The sequence below is a fragment of the Mycoplasmopsis pulmonis genome, assembly GCF_900660575.1.
Lineage (GTDB): Bacteria > Bacillota_I > Bacilli_A > Mycoplasmatales > Metamycoplasmataceae > Mycoplasmopsis_B > Mycoplasmopsis_B pulmonis.
Map to the genome: position 1 here is coordinate 543,693 of NZ_LR215008.1, position 16,144 is coordinate 559,836.

14 protein-coding genes are annotated in these 16,144 nt (G+C 23.9%); 7 read left to right on the plus strand and 7 right to left on the minus strand.

Going from position 1 to position 16,144, the window contains the following annotated elements:
- Positions 1–121 precede the first annotated feature (121 nt).
- The 3 genes from rmuC (at position 122) to EXC36_RS02275 (ending at position 5,543) form a co-directional block, all read left to right on the plus strand.
- Positions 122–1,474 (plus strand): DNA recombination protein RmuC, encoded by a 1,353-nt coding sequence (gene rmuC / locus EXC36_RS02265; protein ID WP_010925265.1) that lies wholly within the window; start codon positions 122–124, stop codon positions 1,472–1,474.
- A 461-nt stretch (positions 1,475–1,935) separates the two neighbouring features.
- Complete coding sequence (locus tag EXC36_RS02270) at positions 1,936–3,804, plus strand: hypothetical protein (RefSeq protein ID WP_010925266.1); 1,869 nt, start codon at positions 1,936–1,938, stop codon at positions 3,802–3,804.
- 251 nt (positions 3,805–4,055) lie between these two features.
- Positions 4,056–5,543 carry a hypothetical protein gene (locus EXC36_RS02275; RefSeq protein WP_129690269.1) on the plus strand — a complete coding sequence of 496 codons (1,488 nt, stop codon included), beginning with the start codon at positions 4,056–4,058 and terminating at the stop codon, positions 5,541–5,543.
- A 483-nt stretch (positions 5,544–6,026) separates the two neighbouring features.
- Here EXC36_RS02275 and rplS read toward each other — a convergent pair whose 3' ends face one another.
- Genes rplS through rpsP form a run of 3 tightly spaced genes read right to left on the minus strand, consistent with a single transcriptional unit; the run spans position 6,027 to position 7,313 of the window.
- Positions 6,027–6,380 carry a 50S ribosomal protein L19 gene (gene rplS / locus EXC36_RS02280; protein ID WP_010925268.1) on the minus strand — a complete coding sequence of 118 codons (354 nt, stop codon included), beginning with the start codon at positions 6,378–6,380 and terminating at the stop codon, positions 6,027–6,029.
- Positions 6,370–7,047 carry a tRNA (guanosine(37)-N1)-methyltransferase TrmD gene (gene trmD / locus EXC36_RS02285; RefSeq protein ID WP_010925269.1) on the minus strand — a complete coding sequence of 226 codons (678 nt, stop codon included), beginning with the start codon at positions 7,045–7,047 and terminating at the stop codon, positions 6,370–6,372. Before trmD ends, rplS begins: the two co-directional genes overlap by 11 nt.
- Complete coding sequence (gene rpsP / locus EXC36_RS02290) at positions 7,047–7,313, minus strand: 30S ribosomal protein S16 (protein WP_010925270.1); 267 nt, start codon at positions 7,311–7,313, stop codon at positions 7,047–7,049. The genes trmD and rpsP overlap by 1 nt, the downstream gene beginning before the upstream one ends.
- A gap of 167 nt (positions 7,314–7,480) precedes the next feature.
- Here rpsP and EXC36_RS02295 point away from each other — a divergent pair, with 167 nt between their 5' ends.
- Together EXC36_RS02295 and topA are read left to right on the plus strand one after the other, a co-directional pair.
- The gene (locus EXC36_RS02295) at positions 7,481–8,032 is read left to right on the plus strand and encodes an inorganic diphosphatase (protein WP_010925271.1); all 552 of its coding nucleotides are present in this window, start codon (positions 7,481–7,483) and stop codon (positions 8,030–8,032) included.
- Positions 8,033–8,101: 69 nt separating this feature from the next.
- Entirely contained in the window at positions 8,102–9,961 is a 1,860-nt protein-coding gene (gene topA, locus EXC36_RS02300) for a type I DNA topoisomerase (protein WP_041364416.1), read from the plus strand.
- Between the two features lie 56 nt (positions 9,962–10,017).
- Here the strand turns inward: topA and EXC36_RS02305 are convergent, their stop codons facing one another.
- Complete coding sequence (locus EXC36_RS02305; RefSeq protein ID WP_041364110.1) at positions 10,018–10,794, minus strand: tRNA1(Val) (adenine(37)-N6)-methyltransferase; 777 nt, start codon at positions 10,792–10,794, stop codon at positions 10,018–10,020.
- Positions 10,784–11,560, minus strand: a complete 777-nt coding sequence (locus EXC36_RS02310) for a type III pantothenate kinase (protein WP_129690271.1) — start codon at positions 11,558–11,560, stop codon at positions 10,784–10,786. Before EXC36_RS02310 ends, EXC36_RS02305 begins: the two co-directional genes overlap by 11 nt.
- A gap of 110 nt (positions 11,561–11,670) precedes the next feature.
- Here EXC36_RS02310 and EXC36_RS02315 point away from each other — a divergent pair, with 110 nt between their 5' ends.
- Both EXC36_RS02315 and EXC36_RS02320 read left to right on the plus strand, forming a co-directional pair.
- Positions 11,671–12,642: a phosphatidate cytidylyltransferase gene (locus EXC36_RS02315; RefSeq protein WP_129690273.1), complete on the plus strand. Its 972-nt coding sequence runs from the start codon at positions 11,671–11,673 to the stop codon at positions 12,640–12,642.
- 63 nt (positions 12,643–12,705) lie between these two features.
- Positions 12,706–13,266 (plus strand): DJ-1/PfpI family protein, encoded by a 561-nt coding sequence (locus tag EXC36_RS02320; RefSeq protein WP_129690275.1) that lies wholly within the window; start codon positions 12,706–12,708, stop codon positions 13,264–13,266.
- A 137-nt stretch (positions 13,267–13,403) separates the two neighbouring features.
- Here EXC36_RS02320 and EXC36_RS02325 read toward each other — a convergent pair whose 3' ends face one another.
- Positions 13,404–15,248 (minus strand): DUF2779 domain-containing protein, encoded by a 1,845-nt coding sequence (locus EXC36_RS02325; protein WP_408634248.1) that lies wholly within the window; start codon positions 15,246–15,248, stop codon positions 13,404–13,406.
- Positions 15,226–16,056, minus strand: coding sequence for an MAGa7180 family putative nuclease (locus tag EXC36_RS02330; RefSeq protein WP_041364116.1), 831 nt, complete (start codon positions 16,054–16,056; stop codon positions 15,226–15,228). The genes EXC36_RS02325 and EXC36_RS02330 overlap by 23 nt, the downstream gene beginning before the upstream one ends.
- Positions 16,057–16,144: the final 88 nt, after the last annotated feature.

A 16,144-nucleotide genomic window follows, 5' to 3' on the forward strand; every position in this document is an offset into this window, starting at 1 on the left:
TATTTTTATTAATGAATAATGGCTTATTTTAGAATTTTATTTTTTACATTTTAACTTTGAAGATCAAATTAAACAATATAAAATGTAAGTAGTTAGATAGCTTATAATGGAAGGTTAATATATGGAAAAGGCAATTTTAGTAATACTTATAATCTTATTAATTTCAGTTATTACATTTTTTATTACATGATTAGTTTTGTTTTTCAAAAAACAAAATCTTAAGAATCCATCAATTGATGAAAAACTTGTAGAAAAAGAAATGCAAAAAATTAAAATTTTACTTTTAGATGAAGTTAAAAGTCAATTTGAGAAATTTGAAAATTCAACTTTGGATAATTTTAATATTGCTACAGAAAAAATAAAAACTGAATTAGATGAAAATCAACCTAATTCTTTAAAAAGTACAATGACTCAAAAAATCAATGATTTAAATAATCAACTTTGAATCACCCAAAACGAAACTTTGAATAAAATTAGTCTCGAAAAAACAGAAGAGTTAAAAAATATAAGAGAAGAAAACAACAAATCTTTAAATACTCTTAAAGAAGAAGTTATTAAGCAAATTGATCTGATTAAAGGAACACTAGATGATGAACTTTCAAAAAAATTAGTTCAAAAAATTGAGACTTCCTTTGAACAAGCAATAACAACTGTCCAAAAACTCACAGAGAATGTTAATATTATTGGAGCACTTAATAAGAACATTCTAGACATGAAAGCAATTTTTGATAATAATAAAAAATTTGGGACTTTAGGTGAAACTTTACTAGAACAAATTTTAGAAAATTATTTACCAAATGCTAATTTGGTTTATTCTAAACAATATAAAATCAAAGGTGAAACTAGAGTTGATTTTGCTATCAAAGTCTTAAATCAAAGAGGAAATGAAGTTCTTTTACCAATTGACTCTAAATTTCCAGCAACAGTTTTTAGAGAATATAATGAAAATCCTAGTGTTGAGAACTTGAAAAAATTAGAAAATTCAATTACTGAGCGCTTTAAAGAAACTAAAAAATATGTTGTAGAAGATAAAACAACAACTCATGCCTTTTTGTTCTTCCCTAGTGAAGCTATGTATTATTTCTTTATCACAAGTCCTTTTCGTCAAAAAATTATGGACAAATATAAAGAAGTTCTTCCAGTTTCTCCATCTAATGTTATTTTATATATCAACCACTTTAATTTATTTGCCAAAACTCATTTAATTGAAAAACACCTAAAAGAAGTAAAAGAATTATTTGTAAGTATTTTAAAACATCATCAATCAATACAAACTAAATATGAAAATAGTAAAAAGCAACAAAAAAAATCATTAGAGTCTCTAGAAGAATTAGGCAATGAAGTTAAAACAATTAATAATCAAATTTCTGATAAAGCTAACAAAATAGGTTTTGCTAGTGAAGCTTTAAAACTTGAAAGTAATTCAGATCAAATCTCTATAATTAAAAGAGATCCAATTACAGAAGAGCAATAAAATAGTCATACTTTAAAATCTAAAAAATTTAATTTATAAACTAGTAAATTATTTTTCATAAAAAGCAAAATAAAACAAAGTATTTAAAAAAGCTTTAGAGATTTTAACTAAGCTAACATGGTTTTTTAACTTGAGATTTATTAGAATTTTTTATCATTTAAATTAATACCTTTTTTTGTATTTTCATTTTATAAAAAAGCTACAAAATATAAATTATTTAATTTTTATTTTCCTGCTCAAAAACTTAAAATAATTTAAATTATTTTTTGACTTTTTTTCCTTGTATTTACCAATAATAATCTTTTCAAAAAACACTAATAAAAGAATATATTTTTATTTTCATTGTTATAGTTTTGATTAATAACTTATAATTATATGCACTTAATATGATTCTATAATTTGAGATTTTGTATTATGAGTTTTTATATTTATTAGCCATATTACAAAAAAGAAAGTTTGATATGAAAAAAGGATTTTTAATTTTATTTGCATCATTAAATTTAACAACACTTTTAACAGCAGTAGCATGTAATGTTAAAAATGATAGTGCAAAAAATTTTGTTTTAAAATCTAGTGATTTAATTTCGATTTCAGAAAAGTTTCAATTTAAATTTAAAAATAATTTAGACAAAAACCAAAAAATTATTGAAGGAGTAATTACCTTTATAAATAGTGAAACTAAAGAAATTGTGAAAAAAGAAACAATATTAAATTTAAGTGAAGATAATATTATTTTTTCTCTACTTAATATAGAAAATAATGCAAAATTTCAATTAGATGAATTTGTATCTAAAGATGAAAAATTTAAAATCAAATTTCAAGAAATTAATTTTAGTCAAACTGAACAAAAAATCACTGATAATATTTCTTCAAAAGAGGATGAAAAAAACAAAAATCCTAAAGATAATGAAAATTCAAACAATAATAGTTCTGATCAAAAAAATGATGAATTACAAAAAAATAATTCAGATAAATTAAATGATAATGTCCAAGATGAAAAAGCTAATAAAGAAAATTCAAATAGTAATGATTCTAAAGAAAAAAATGATGAAAATACAAACAAAATTCAGCAAGATCAAAATCAACAAAAAGAAGATCAAGATACTAAGCAAATAGAACAAGAAAAACAAAATAATTTAAATTCAAATAAAAATGAAAATTTAAATAATTCAACAAAAATTTTTTCAAATAAAATATTTGATAAATTAACCTTAATAAATAGTAATTCAAACAAACATGTTTTAGTTTTTAATATAAAAAATTCCGAAGAATTAAAAGATAAAAATAAATTAACTTTTAGTATTGATAATAAAAATTACGAAAAAGAATTTTATAGTTGAGAAAAAAATATTTTTATTCAAGTTGAAAGTCCATCTTTAAATTTAGAAAATGTTAAAGAATTTTTTTCTAAATTACTCATAAATGATAAATATAAAATTTCAAAAGAAAATATTACATTTGACTCTCTTAGTGACTCACATGAAAATAATAGTAATTTAGCTTTTGAAAAAAATGAAATAGATTTTAAACATGAAAATAATAATTTAATTATTAATTTTAAAAACCCACCTCTATTTTTTAAAGAAAATCAAAGATTTATTTTGGAATTTAAACCTTATCAACATAATTATGATTTTAATTTGAAATTTATTGCCACTTTTAAAAATAAACAATTAATTGTTGAAAATGTAAATTGATTATCCAAGTTTTATAACAAGTTTTATTTAACTAATATCTATAGTGCAAATTTAGAACATAAATACAACATACCTGAATTTATAAATTTTGATATAAAATCAAATTTTGAAATTCAAATCCAAAGAATTAAGGTGGAAAAAACTAAAGATTTCAATTCATTTAAAATGCAATTTGAATTAAAAAATAATGAAGATATATCTTTTTATAAAAACAAATATTTTGCATTGCATTTTAATGAAAAAAAATTAGCAAATATAAAAAATACAAATTTTGTATATGGTAAAAATTTTGTTAAATATTATTCTTATGAAGAAATTATCAATACCTTATTGATTAATTCATTTCCTGAAAATAACATTTGAAAATTAATAAAAATTGACTTAGTTTATAAAGAGGATTTAAGTCTAATTAAAGAGTTATGAAATAGTGAAAATAAAAGAAATTCAATAGAATTAAATTTTTTAGTTCCTCAAGAAAAAAATGATACAAAAAGTTTTACAAATAATATAAATTTTGAAAATAAAGACAATGATTCAACTTTAGATTTAAAGCAAGTTGAACAAGTTGATTTAACTAAAAATAATTATTTATCAGTTAATGACTTTTATTTAAAAATTCTCAACTTAATTTAGATCAACAAAAAGAAAATGATGAAAATTTCATAAATAAATCATTTACTTTTTTAAAAAATAATCAAAGCCTTAATTATGATTGAAAAATTTTATGAGAGTCTTTTGAAGAGAAAAAATTAAAAAAGGTTGATCCAAACAAATATGAAATAAGAAAAAAACTATCTTTATTTAACAATGAAAATTACAAAGATACATTAATAAATTTTAATTTCTTTGCTTCTTATGAATGAGTTAATTTACATTACTGACAAATGTTTTTAGACTCATATGGAATTACTTTTGCACTAGAAGAATTAAAAACAAAAAAACATTTAGATAATGTAAAAATTAATTTAATTGCAGATTGAAAAGAAATTTACAAAAATAGATTTAAAAAAAGACCAAACAATAAATTAAATGGCTTCAATGAAGGAACAGAGCGTTTTTGACAAAGACAAATAAAAGATATAGAAAAGATTATTAATTCTAGATTGAAAGTGGATGTTAAACTAGAAAATGATGAAATAGTTTTTGTTATTTCGCCTAGAAAAGGAAAAATTAACACCAAAAGTTATGTTCATAATTTAACTAATGAGTTTTCTACTTTTTTAGAATTAAATCATAATTACACTTCTTTTATGTATTGAAGTAATGATTCAATACCAGTTGATAGTCAAGCGCTTGTAAGCAAATCAAATAATTGAAATTTCAAAACTATCTTAAATAAAAATAAAGATAAAATATACAAATTTGATGTTAATGAAAAAATAACCAAATCAAATGACAATGACATTTTTAAAATGTTAAGAAAAAGATCTTTTGGAAATCGTGATGGATCTTTATGAGCTATTGCTAAAGTAAATGATGATCCAAATGATAATCGTTATTATGTGGGTACAAATAAACATGTTCCACTATTAAAAAATACAACTATAGTAATACCTAAAATTCATGAAAATGAAAATGATATAAGTTCAATTTTTAATAAAGATAAAAATTGAAATTTAAAAAGCGAATTATTTTGAGAAGCTAGTGAAAATAAAATAATTGATGGAAATAATCTAACAGAAGATAATAAAAATGGTGCTGATCTACAAGTTGGTATTATTGATATAAGTGAATTTATTTCATATTATGAAAATAATAAAAATAAAGCTGATAAAGAAAATGATATTAACTTTTTAATTTCAAAACATTTCTATCAATGAAAAGATTTAAAACCTATTAAAATTTCACAAAAAATAAAACATATAAAAATTAATCAAATTTTTGATTCATATATAGTTGCTTTTCCAAATGATAAAGATCAAGTACTAGGTAAATTAGCTCAAGACTCTAGTTACTTTTATAGAAAAAATGTGCAATTAAAAATGAAATTTGGTGATCTATGAGCTATTTCAAATAATTTTGGATATGAAGTTAGTGACAACATTGGTATGCATCATGAAATAAATGGTATATGAGATTCTAAAATTAATAATTTAGTTGATGGCTCTTCAGGATCAGCGGTCTATGATGATGAAGGTAACTTATATGGAATTCATATGGGTGTATTTAATAATTTATGACAAACTGTTTTAATTTCTAGTCCTAGATTAGACTTGTTTGGTCACTATGATGAATTTAATACTAAATCACTAGCTTCTCGTGTTCAACTAGCTAATAGACTCTATCCAGATAAATATAAAAAGATTGAAACTTTTGAAAATTTTGACAATCCTTTAATTAATCAAAAAGCTCAAGATAATAAAACAACATAAAATCTTTAATTATCAAATTAAAAGATTAAAAAATGCTTTTTTGTATTTAATATGCATTTTTATTAAAGTACATTTTTTACATCATAACTTAGATAATAATTATAAAAACTTCTAAGAATTTGTAATTTATAAGTTTCTACAATAAATTAATTTGAGTTTTATATTTGTTTTGTTTTTTTGAATTTTTATAACTTATTAATTAATTAATTAATTAATTAAACTAAATTATTTTTAGCTCTGCAAAGAATTACAAAAGCTAGCAACAATTAATAACACAACTTTTTTAGAAAGCTTTTTTGTTATAACTATTAATAATTTTTATTTTTGATAAGGCTTTTTTATTAAAAAATCAAGTGCTCGATTATTAATAAAAATTATTAATAACTTAATGCACTTGATCTTGCAATTTGAGAAAAATCTTTTTGAAAAAAAGACTTTTTTAAATTTGAATTATTTATTTTTGTAACTTGAAAAATAAAGAAATTATTTTTTTTCTTTAAGTCTTGCACTTTTACCACTTTTGTTTCTAATGTAGTAAAGTTTTTTTCTTCTTACTTTATTTCTTCTGATAACCTCAATAGCTGAAATAATAGGGCTATTTAGTGGAAAGTCTTTTTCAACTCCAATTCCAGAAGAAATTTTTCTTACTTTAAAAGATTGACTTAGTCCCTTACCTGGACCATCTTTTGCAATTACTAGACCTTCAAAAATTTGAATTCTTTCTTTGTTTTCCTCTTTAATTCTTAGGTGAACTTTTACATTATCACCTGTGTTGAAATTAGGTAAATCTTTTCTAATTTGATTTTGTTCAACTAATTGCAATAATTTATTTTTCATTTTTAAACCTTTCGTATAAATCTGGTCGATTAATTTTAGTTTTTTCTATTTGCTTTTGTTTTCTTCATTTTTCTATTTCTTTATGATTTCCATTTAAAAGAATCTCTGGCACTTCAAAGCCTTCAAAAACTCTTGGTCTAGTGTATTGAGGATAATCTAGCAAGTTATTTTCAAAAGATTCATTTTCATAAGATTCTTTTTTAATTACATCTTCTCAAAGTCTAATTATTGAATCTGCCATCACCATTGATGGAAGCTCTCCGCCAGTTAAAATATAATCACCAATTGAAAGCTCTATGTCAATATAATTAAGAATTCTCTCATCAAAACCTTCATATCTTCCTGAGACAAAAGTTATTTCAGAGTGATTTTTAACTATTTCTTTTGCAATTTCTTGATTAAATAATTTTCCTTGTGGAGAAACTAAAATTTTTAGTCCCTTTAGAGTTTTTAAAGCTTTGGCTATAGGTTGGACTTGTAAAAGCATTCCTTGCCCTCCGCCATAGACACTATCATCGACCTTTTTGTGTTTATTTTCTGAAAATTCTCTAAAGTCAATAACATTTATGGAAATTTTTTTTCTTTCAATTGCTTTACCAATAATTGATTCTTTTAAAAAGCAATCGAAGTATTTAGGAAATATTGTTAGAAAATTGATTTTAAGCATTAGTTTTTGTTATTTTTTAAACTTGTAAATTCTTCTCAAACTTTTTCACGAGTTAGTAATCTTTTTACAGTATCAGAAGGTTTTACACCTTGATTTAATCAAGAAATGATTGCTTCTTTTTTAAGATTAAGAGATTTTGAATGAGGGTTGTAGTTTCCAACTTCTTCAATGAATCTACCATCACGAGGTGCTCTTGAGTCAGCTACTACAATTTTGTAGATAACATTAAATTTTTTACCTACTCTTTTTAGTCTAATTTTTACCATTGTTCTCCTTTGATTTGATAAATAAATAGTTTTAATATATCAATAATTGATATTAAATAATTTTTAACAATGTGACTATAATAACACATTTTATAAAGGTCAAGTAAAAATACTTAACTCTTTTTTTAATAATTTTTATTTTAAATTTCTTGTGTTAAAATGCTCATATGTCAAAAATAGTAGTAAATATTGAAATACAAAAAGATTCAAATATTAAATATGAATATGATCGTAAAAGGGGCAAAATTGTAGTAGATAGAATTTTAAGAGGTGATTTTAGATACCCAGCTAACTACGGTTATTTAGAAGATGCCCTTGATTGAGATGGAGATGAACTTGATGTTTTGGTGTATTCTCAAGAAAAATTCTTACCAGGAACTTCACTAAATGCAAGAATAGTTGGAGCTATGAAGATGATTGATGATGGAGAAACTGATACTAAATTAATAGCAGTCCATGATGATGACTATCGCTTAGAAAATATTAAAGCTCTTGAAGATCTTGATTCAAAATGACTAGAGGAAATTAAGTACTTTTTTTCAAATTATAAAAATTGAAAAAGGCCCGGAATTACTAAAGTAAGTGGCTTTGAAAATACCTCTTGAGCTTTGAAAGAATATCAAGAATGTAAAGATCTAATGAGAGAATATGGACATCTTCCAAAAAAAGAATTCATTTCCAAAATGATGAAAATGCACCCTGAAAAATACGAAATTTAATTATAAAAGTGAAAAAATGGAAAACTTTTTTTTGTTCCATTTTTTCTTTTTGTGTTAAATTATCTAAACATGAATAAGTTAGTAATAGTAGAATCGCCTAATAAAATTAAGGCAATTTCAAAATATTTAGGTAAAGATTATGTGGTCAAAGCTTCTGTTGGCCACATTGCTTATCTTCCTGCCTCTGGAGCCTATGGTTTAGGTATTGACCTTGAAAATTGGCAGCCTCTTATGAAAATGGATCCTGAAAAAAGAGCCATCTGTAAAGAATTAAAAGAAGCAGCTGACAAATCAGAGCTAGTTTACATAGCAACTGACCCCGATCGTGAGGGTGAGTCTATTGGTCAAAATTTAGTAGATATTTTAAAATTAAAAAATTATAAAAGAATTGTCTACAATGAAATTACCGAACAAGCTATTAAAAATGCTATTAATAATCCTAAAATGCTTGATGAAAATTTAATAACAGCTCAAAAAACTAGAAGAATGTTAGATCGAATCATCGGTTTTAGACTTTCAAAATTGATGAAACACAAATTTTCAAATATTCCAAGTGCCCCTAGTGCTGGAAGAGTTCAGTCTATTGCTTTAAAACTAGTAATAGAAAGAGAAAAACTAGTTGAAAATTTTGTAGCACAAAAATACTTTAATATCATTGCAAATTTAGACCAAGACTATCAAGCGCTTTTATATCTTGAAGAAAATCAAGGAGATAAAAATTGAATCAATGAAGATCAAGTTGATAAAATTTATAATTCTCTAAGTGGAAAATTAACTATCAAAAAAATTAAACACTCTACTAGAAAAGATTCCAAAGCCACTCCTTTTAAACAAGCTGTTTTATATAAAAGATCTTCTTTGACATCAACTCAAGTTCAAAGTGCTTCTCAAAAACTTTTTGAAGGTTTTGGAGATGATGGATTAATTACCTATCCAAGAACTGACTCAACTAGGCTAAGTCAATATTTTATTGAAAATGCTCATAAATACATTGAAAAAACTTATGGCCTTGAATATGTTTCAAAAGAAATTAAAGGCTTTGCAGGAGATCAAGATGCCCATGAGGCTATTAGACCTACTAATTTAGAACTTACTCCCGAAAAAGCTAGATCTAAATACAATTTAAAAAGAGAAGAATACGAAACTTATAAACTAATTTATAACAACACTCTTCAAGCTATTATGTCAGTTCCTATTAGAGAAATAACTTCATATACTTTAGAAGACAATGGCAACATTTTTAAATTTTATGAATCAAAAATTCTTTTTGATGGTTATTTTAAAGCCATTGGTTTTCCTGAAATTAAAGCTCCTTATTCGCAAAATAAAAAATTGCAAGAAGATGACATTATTGAAGTTCAAGAATATATAAAACAAGAAAAAACAACCAAACCTCCAGCTCGTTATAATGATGGAAGTTTAATTGAAGCTCTTGATAACATCAAAGTTGGTCGACCTTCAACTTTTGCAACAACTGTTAATATCTTGAAAAAAAGAGGTTATGTTGATCAAATTGAAAGAGAGCTTATTCCTACAAACTTTGGAAAAGAAGTCAATGAAAAATTAATTACTGGTTTTCCAACAATAATTAATGAAGACTATACAGCTAGTGTTGAAAAAAACTTAGATGAAATAGCTGAAGGAAAAAGTGATCACAAAATTTTGATGAGTGAGTTTTGAAATCTTTTTGAAAAAAATATTGATGATGCTTATAAAACCATGGAAAAAACAATTTTAATTCCTTCTTTTGTAGGCGAAAACTGTCCTCTAGATAATCAACCTCTAGTTTATCGAAAAAACAACTATGGTAAGGGAAGATATATAGCTTGTTCTGCTTATCCAAAGTGTAGTTTTACAAGAAGTGAGCAAAAATTTAATTTCTTTAAAAAAACTTTCTTAAAAGATAGATTAAATGAAGAGCAAAAATAGTTTGCTAATAAATCAAAAAAATATCTAAAAATCAACCTTTAATATAGGTTGATTTTTTATTCAAAAATTTTTGGTTTATATTTTTTCTTAATTTCTTCAAGATATGAATGATCATTTTTATCCTCTGGATGAAGATAAAGATTTTTTAAAAAATGAACTCCTCATCCAGAATTAAAGCGTGATTCTACTAGGGCAAATTTGGCTTTTTCATAAATTCTAGGATAGACAAGTTGAACTCTTTTAGGTTCAAAGTTATACTTTCTTAAAAGATAAAATAAATCAACTAATCTTTCAATTGGAATAACAAAATTTAAATAACCTTTTTGCTCAATAATACCTCTTGAGCCTTTAATAATTTGCTCGAGATTAATACTTACTTCATGGGTTGCTATTAACTTAGATTTTTCAATTTTTTTTGTTTTATTTTTATCAAGCTGATAATAAGGAGGATTGACAAAAATACTTTGATATTTTTTTAAAGTATTTTTTTGATGATTTTTATAAAAATCATTGAAATCTTGATTAATGATTTTTATTTGAGATTCTAAATTATTTAACTCAACATTTTTTTGAGCTAACTCGCTAGGTTCTTTTTGAATTTCAACTGCATCAATTTTTAAATCTTTTTTTCGTGAAGCTACAAAAATACTCAAAGCTCCATTATTAGCTCCTATTTCAAGGGCATATTTAATGCTAGTGGTTAAATGAATGAAATTGCCAAGTAAAATTGTATCAACTGAATAGTTGAATGCATCTTTGTCTTGATAAACTTTTAAATTACTATCAAAACCTAAATTATTTAAAACTAAATTTTGCTTTTTTTTATTCATCATTGCTTTCTTTTGAACTATTTTGATCAAATAAATTTAGAGCCTCTATTACCATATTATCTACATATTTATAATCAAAGATTTTTTCTTTTTCTAAAAAATCTTTGAGAAAGTGATAGTCCCCTCCAGTGATAAAAATATCACTTGTTTTATCAATTTCATCAATGTAGCCTTTTAGCAAAAAAACACTTCCACGAACAAGTGAAGAAGATATAGACTCTAAAGTAATTTTTCCTAAAATTGGCGGAATTTTTATGATATTAAAATTACTTTCAATTTTAGCAACTACATTAAAAAAGTTTTTAAAACTTTGATAAATTCCAGGATAAATACTTATTCCCTCAATAGATGAGTTTTTAATTTGAGTTATTACAATGGCAGTTCCTAAAGAGATAAAAATTGCATTTTTACTTTTATGTAAAACATAATAAGCATTAGCTACTATATCAAGACCTATTTCTGAAGTTAATTCTTTTTGACAAAATTTAACAAGACTTTGACTTTTATGAATAAAAAAATCAATTTTTGCATTTTTGAAAATACTCTTAAGTTTAAATTCTAAAATTTGATTTTCTTTGGCATTTCTAACTGAACAAATTAAAATTTCTTTAACATCTAATTTATTAAATTCAAACAAGTTAAAGCTTTTTATTTCAAAGCTAGGATCAACTACACTTTGAGTTTTGAGCCTAAAAAGAAAATGGGCTTTGTTTTCATTTTTTAGAGCAAATTTTGCAAAAGAATTGCCTAGGTCAATAAATATTTTCATAAGTTTATATTCTAAACTAAAAAGTTATTAAATTAATTTTAAGCTTTTAAAATCCTTATCTAAAAAGCTATTTAAAGTTAAAAATAAACTTTTGTTTTATAATTTGGATTATGTTTTTAAAGAAAATTGCATCTAATAGAATTTTATGAGCTTTTATTGTCATTCTTGGATTTTTATATTCAATGACAATTTCAATTTTAACAAATGTGCTTTTTGAACAAATTGAGCCTAGATGAATAGTTTTTTTTAGAACTAGCTTAATAGTTGTTTTTTTAGCAATAGCTACTTTTATGATCATAGAAGCCATCAATGCCTTTGCTTTTAAAAAACATACTAGCATTTTTGTTTTTAGCCTCTTGATTTTGTTTTTAACTTTGCCAAATGATTCAATAATTGAATCTATTTCAAGCAATCACTTAGAAGTTAAAAACACTCTTATTACAATTTTAAAAAGCCCTTATATTTATTTGTCAATTATTGCTATGATTTTATTTTTTGTCTCTTACAAATACATTAGTCAGGCTAAAGATAATAGAAATTTAAATGCAATTTTGTCTAATTCATTACTTTTAACTTTTATCATGGTTTTAATTTTTGTCTTTACAAAATTTATCTTATATAGCTTATTTTTTTATTGACCAATTGCTTTATTTATTTTTAGTATTCCAGTAGTTTGTGATAGCTTTGGTTTTTTTGGAGGACTAGCTTTAGGAAAAAGACTTATTCATAGACCTTTTTCTCCAATGATTAGTCCCAAAAAAACTTGAGAAGGTTTTTTCTTTGCTTTAATTGGGGGGGCTATTGCTGCTTGTTTTATTGTCTTTAGCTTTAGTGAATTTAGATCTATTTTTAAACATGGACAAATTAGTACTAAAATAGAAAACATTTTTCTATTTATTTCTCTACTTGCTTTTGCACCTTTAATTTCGATTTTTGGTGATTTATTTTTTTCATGGGTTAAACGAGTTAATAACATCAAGGACTTTTCTAACTTGCTTCAAGGCCATGGTGGAGTTTTAGATCGCTTTGATTCAATGATTTGTCTAAGCTTTTATATGTTATTTTTAATATTAATTTATTAATTTCAAAATTTTCTCTCTATATATTCTATAATTTAATTTTTATATATATTTTAGGAGAGAAAAATGAAATTATTAACAATTTTACATGATCAATATCAAGACATTGAATATTCAGTTGTTATGTCAATTTTAGATATATCAAAAACATTTGATACAATGGATGTTTACAACCCAGATGGTCAAGATAGAATTTATGGACAACACAAAACTTCATATGCAGATGTTAGTGTTAAAGATCTTTCAAAAGTAAGCCACAAAGACTATGATGCAATTTTTATTCTAGGTGGAAAAGATGTTAGAAGATTAGCTGATGATCAGAAAACTTTAAAATTTATTAAAGATTTTTACACATCAGGAAAAGATCTTTTTGTACTTTGTTTTGCTTCAAATGTACTTTTTGACTCAGGAATTATTAACGAAGAAAAATATGTTGGATATCCACTTCAAAATCAAAAAAGAGGAAAAAACTTTACAGAAACAATTGGTATTGTTAGAGATAAAAATCTTTTTACAGGAGCTGGAGCTTTTTCAAGTTTTGAACTAGGTTTTACAATCGTTGATCACTTCCAAGGTGAAAAGAAAAGAGAACAAATCAAGGAAATTGTTAAAGGTTTTAACATTTAAAAACAAAATAAAAAACAAAAATCAAGAAATTCATTTCTTGATTTTTTCTTGCTTTTTTAAAATCTTTTTTAATTAGCTTTTATTAGTAAAACAAATAAGTTTTTAAAGATTAAAAACTTTGAATTCAAAAAATTAATTTAACTTTTTTCTAATCTTTTTTGTTCAATTTCAGCTATGTATTCAATAAATTCATAGACCATGAGCATTGCCATTACATCATTGTGGCAATATTGTTTTAAATTCTCTTCTATTTTTTTTCAACTTTGATCATGGCTTTGACCTAAAAACCTCTTAATTCCTTCAGTCATTGCTAAAAGACCATTTTGAATTTCAAGTTCTTTATATGGCTTTATTTTATGCTTTAAATTAAAGTTATTTTTATTAATATATTTTTCAAGTAATTTAATACTATATTTTCCTTCAAGTGAGCCAATAATAACTGAATAATCTTTGTTCATAGAACTAAAAAAATCTAATAAATCAAGAGTGTTTGCAATAATTTGCTCAACCATATCAATGAGCTTGTGTCTTATGTTTTTAGTCTTTGATTGGACTAAATCAGCAATTAACCATAAAGCCTTATTTTCAAAAGATTTATTATAAACAACATATTTATTTTTATTTTCTAAATTAAATTCACTAGAGCCATAAATTTTATAGACAATTTCTTCAAGATCTTCTATTGAAATTTGCTTTGGATCAATAACATGATCTTCTGAAAATATTATTTTTGAATCTTTTGTTTTTATAATTGAAACTTGAAAAGGAATATGTTGATAATAAAGAGCATAGTCAACAACTGGAAGAGGAAAGTTAATTGACTCAAAATCGTATCAAATATATTCGATATCTTTTTGACGATAGTTTTGTAAAAGTTTTACAAAACCATTGTAGTTAGCAATTTTAAAGTCAATTTTTCTTAGCTCCTCTAAAGTTTTAAGAGCTTTTTTATAATCAAAATTTATATCACCTATTTTGAAAAATTTCATTGAAGAGTCTTTAAACTCTGGATATAAAAAATTCTTTATTTCATTTCTAAAAGGGTGATTTACTAAAGTATTTTTAGTAACTATTTGATCATGGCCTATTTCTGGATAACTTGCGCTTTGTCCATCATTAATTTCATGATAAACTTCAAAAATTGAACAATAGCCAATTTTGCTTTTAAACTCATAATTACTAAAATCTTCCAAGATAATATGAGTCTTTTTTTTATCAGTTTCTATTCCATAAGAATTTTTTCTTTTTTGCTCTACATACTCACTATAATTCCTTGAATAGTTGCTTCTTTTAGTTGATTTAGAGCTTTTAGAAGCATGAGCTGAGGCTATTTCCTCAAATTCAATAACTCTTGCTTTGGTGTTTTGCTTAATTTTAAAAATTAATTGAGCATAGTCCAAGATTTGAAAATCAAGGATTTTTTCAATTATTTCAATATCGAAAAAAGCTCTAAAAAAATCTTCTCTTTTTGTTGATGAGGAGAGTTTTAAATTAATTAATTTATGCTCACTAGTAAAATAAGCAAAAGGTCTTGAGATAATATTTTTTCATTGAAAAACTGGATTAACAATGATTTTGTTTTTTTCTTTTGAAAAAGCCAAAGTTTTTTCAACTTTTTGCTCCAAAGAAAGTTTGGAATTAATTATAACAAGTTCATGATTAGAATAATTTGACTTTAAAAAATTTATAGCAACATTTTTATGATCTTTAAAAACTTGAACTACTTCAGGAACTTTTAAAATATCACTAAGAACATTTTTCTCATTTTCATCTTCATCTTCTTCATCAAAATCACCTGTTAAAAATCAATTTTTAAACATTTGTTCTTGATCTTCTAAATCAAAATTTTCTTCAATATTTTCAACTTTGTTTTTGTTTGGACTATCTTGAAAGTCATTTCAAAGAAAATAGGGATTGGCTCCTGAAAAATATTTTTTAAAAATATTAAATGTTATAAATTTAAGCTTTGAATTTTGAATCAGCTTTACCTTCCTTTTTTCATCTTTCTATAAGTTCTAAATATTCTTTTTCATTTGAGCATCTTAAGTAATCAATTAAGTCTTTATCTTTTATTTCATCATAAACAGGAGAGTGTCCTAGCTCTGTGTATTTTTTATATCAATCAAAAACTAAAGCAAGGTCATTTTCAACTTGAGCTTTATCAATTTTATACATAAAATTTTTTATAATTCTTTTTTCTATTGGATATTTTTCAGGCTCAGCATAGTCATCATCTTTTAAAAAAGTTGCTACAATTCAAAAATTTTCTTTATTCATTAAATATGTATAAAGTTGAGCTTGTTTTAAATAAGCAAGAGGCACTCCATTTTTATTCCAAGATTCAAAATTTTTCTCACCAGTAGTTTTAATTTCTAAAACTATTTCTTTACTTGGAATATAACCATCAGGAACTCCCCCTATTATTGGATTTATTCCGGCAAAATAATCATAGTTATAATCTTGAGCACTATATGATTGGATTTCAATTTTTGGCCAGTGCTTTTTTAAAGAGTCAATAACCATAGGCTCAATTGCCACTCCGGCATCTATATATTTACTAATCATTATTGGAGGAGCTATTCATGAGATTCTACAAAAAGCTAAAAATTGACTTTTAAAATCATCAATTTCTAAAACATCAGCAATCGATGAGCCTCCAATTTTTTTAAATCCAAATTTATTTCATAATTTTTTAGCTAATAATTTTTTGTGAAAATTATTGCTTAAAATTACTATTTTTCGTTGTTCATCAAGTATGTAATCTCTATTATTATAAAAATGTCTAGCCATAGTAAAACCATTATATGTCATAAAATATTTTTAGAAAATAATTTATTATTTTTTGATTCTTTTAAATATTTTATAAAGTTAAATAAAT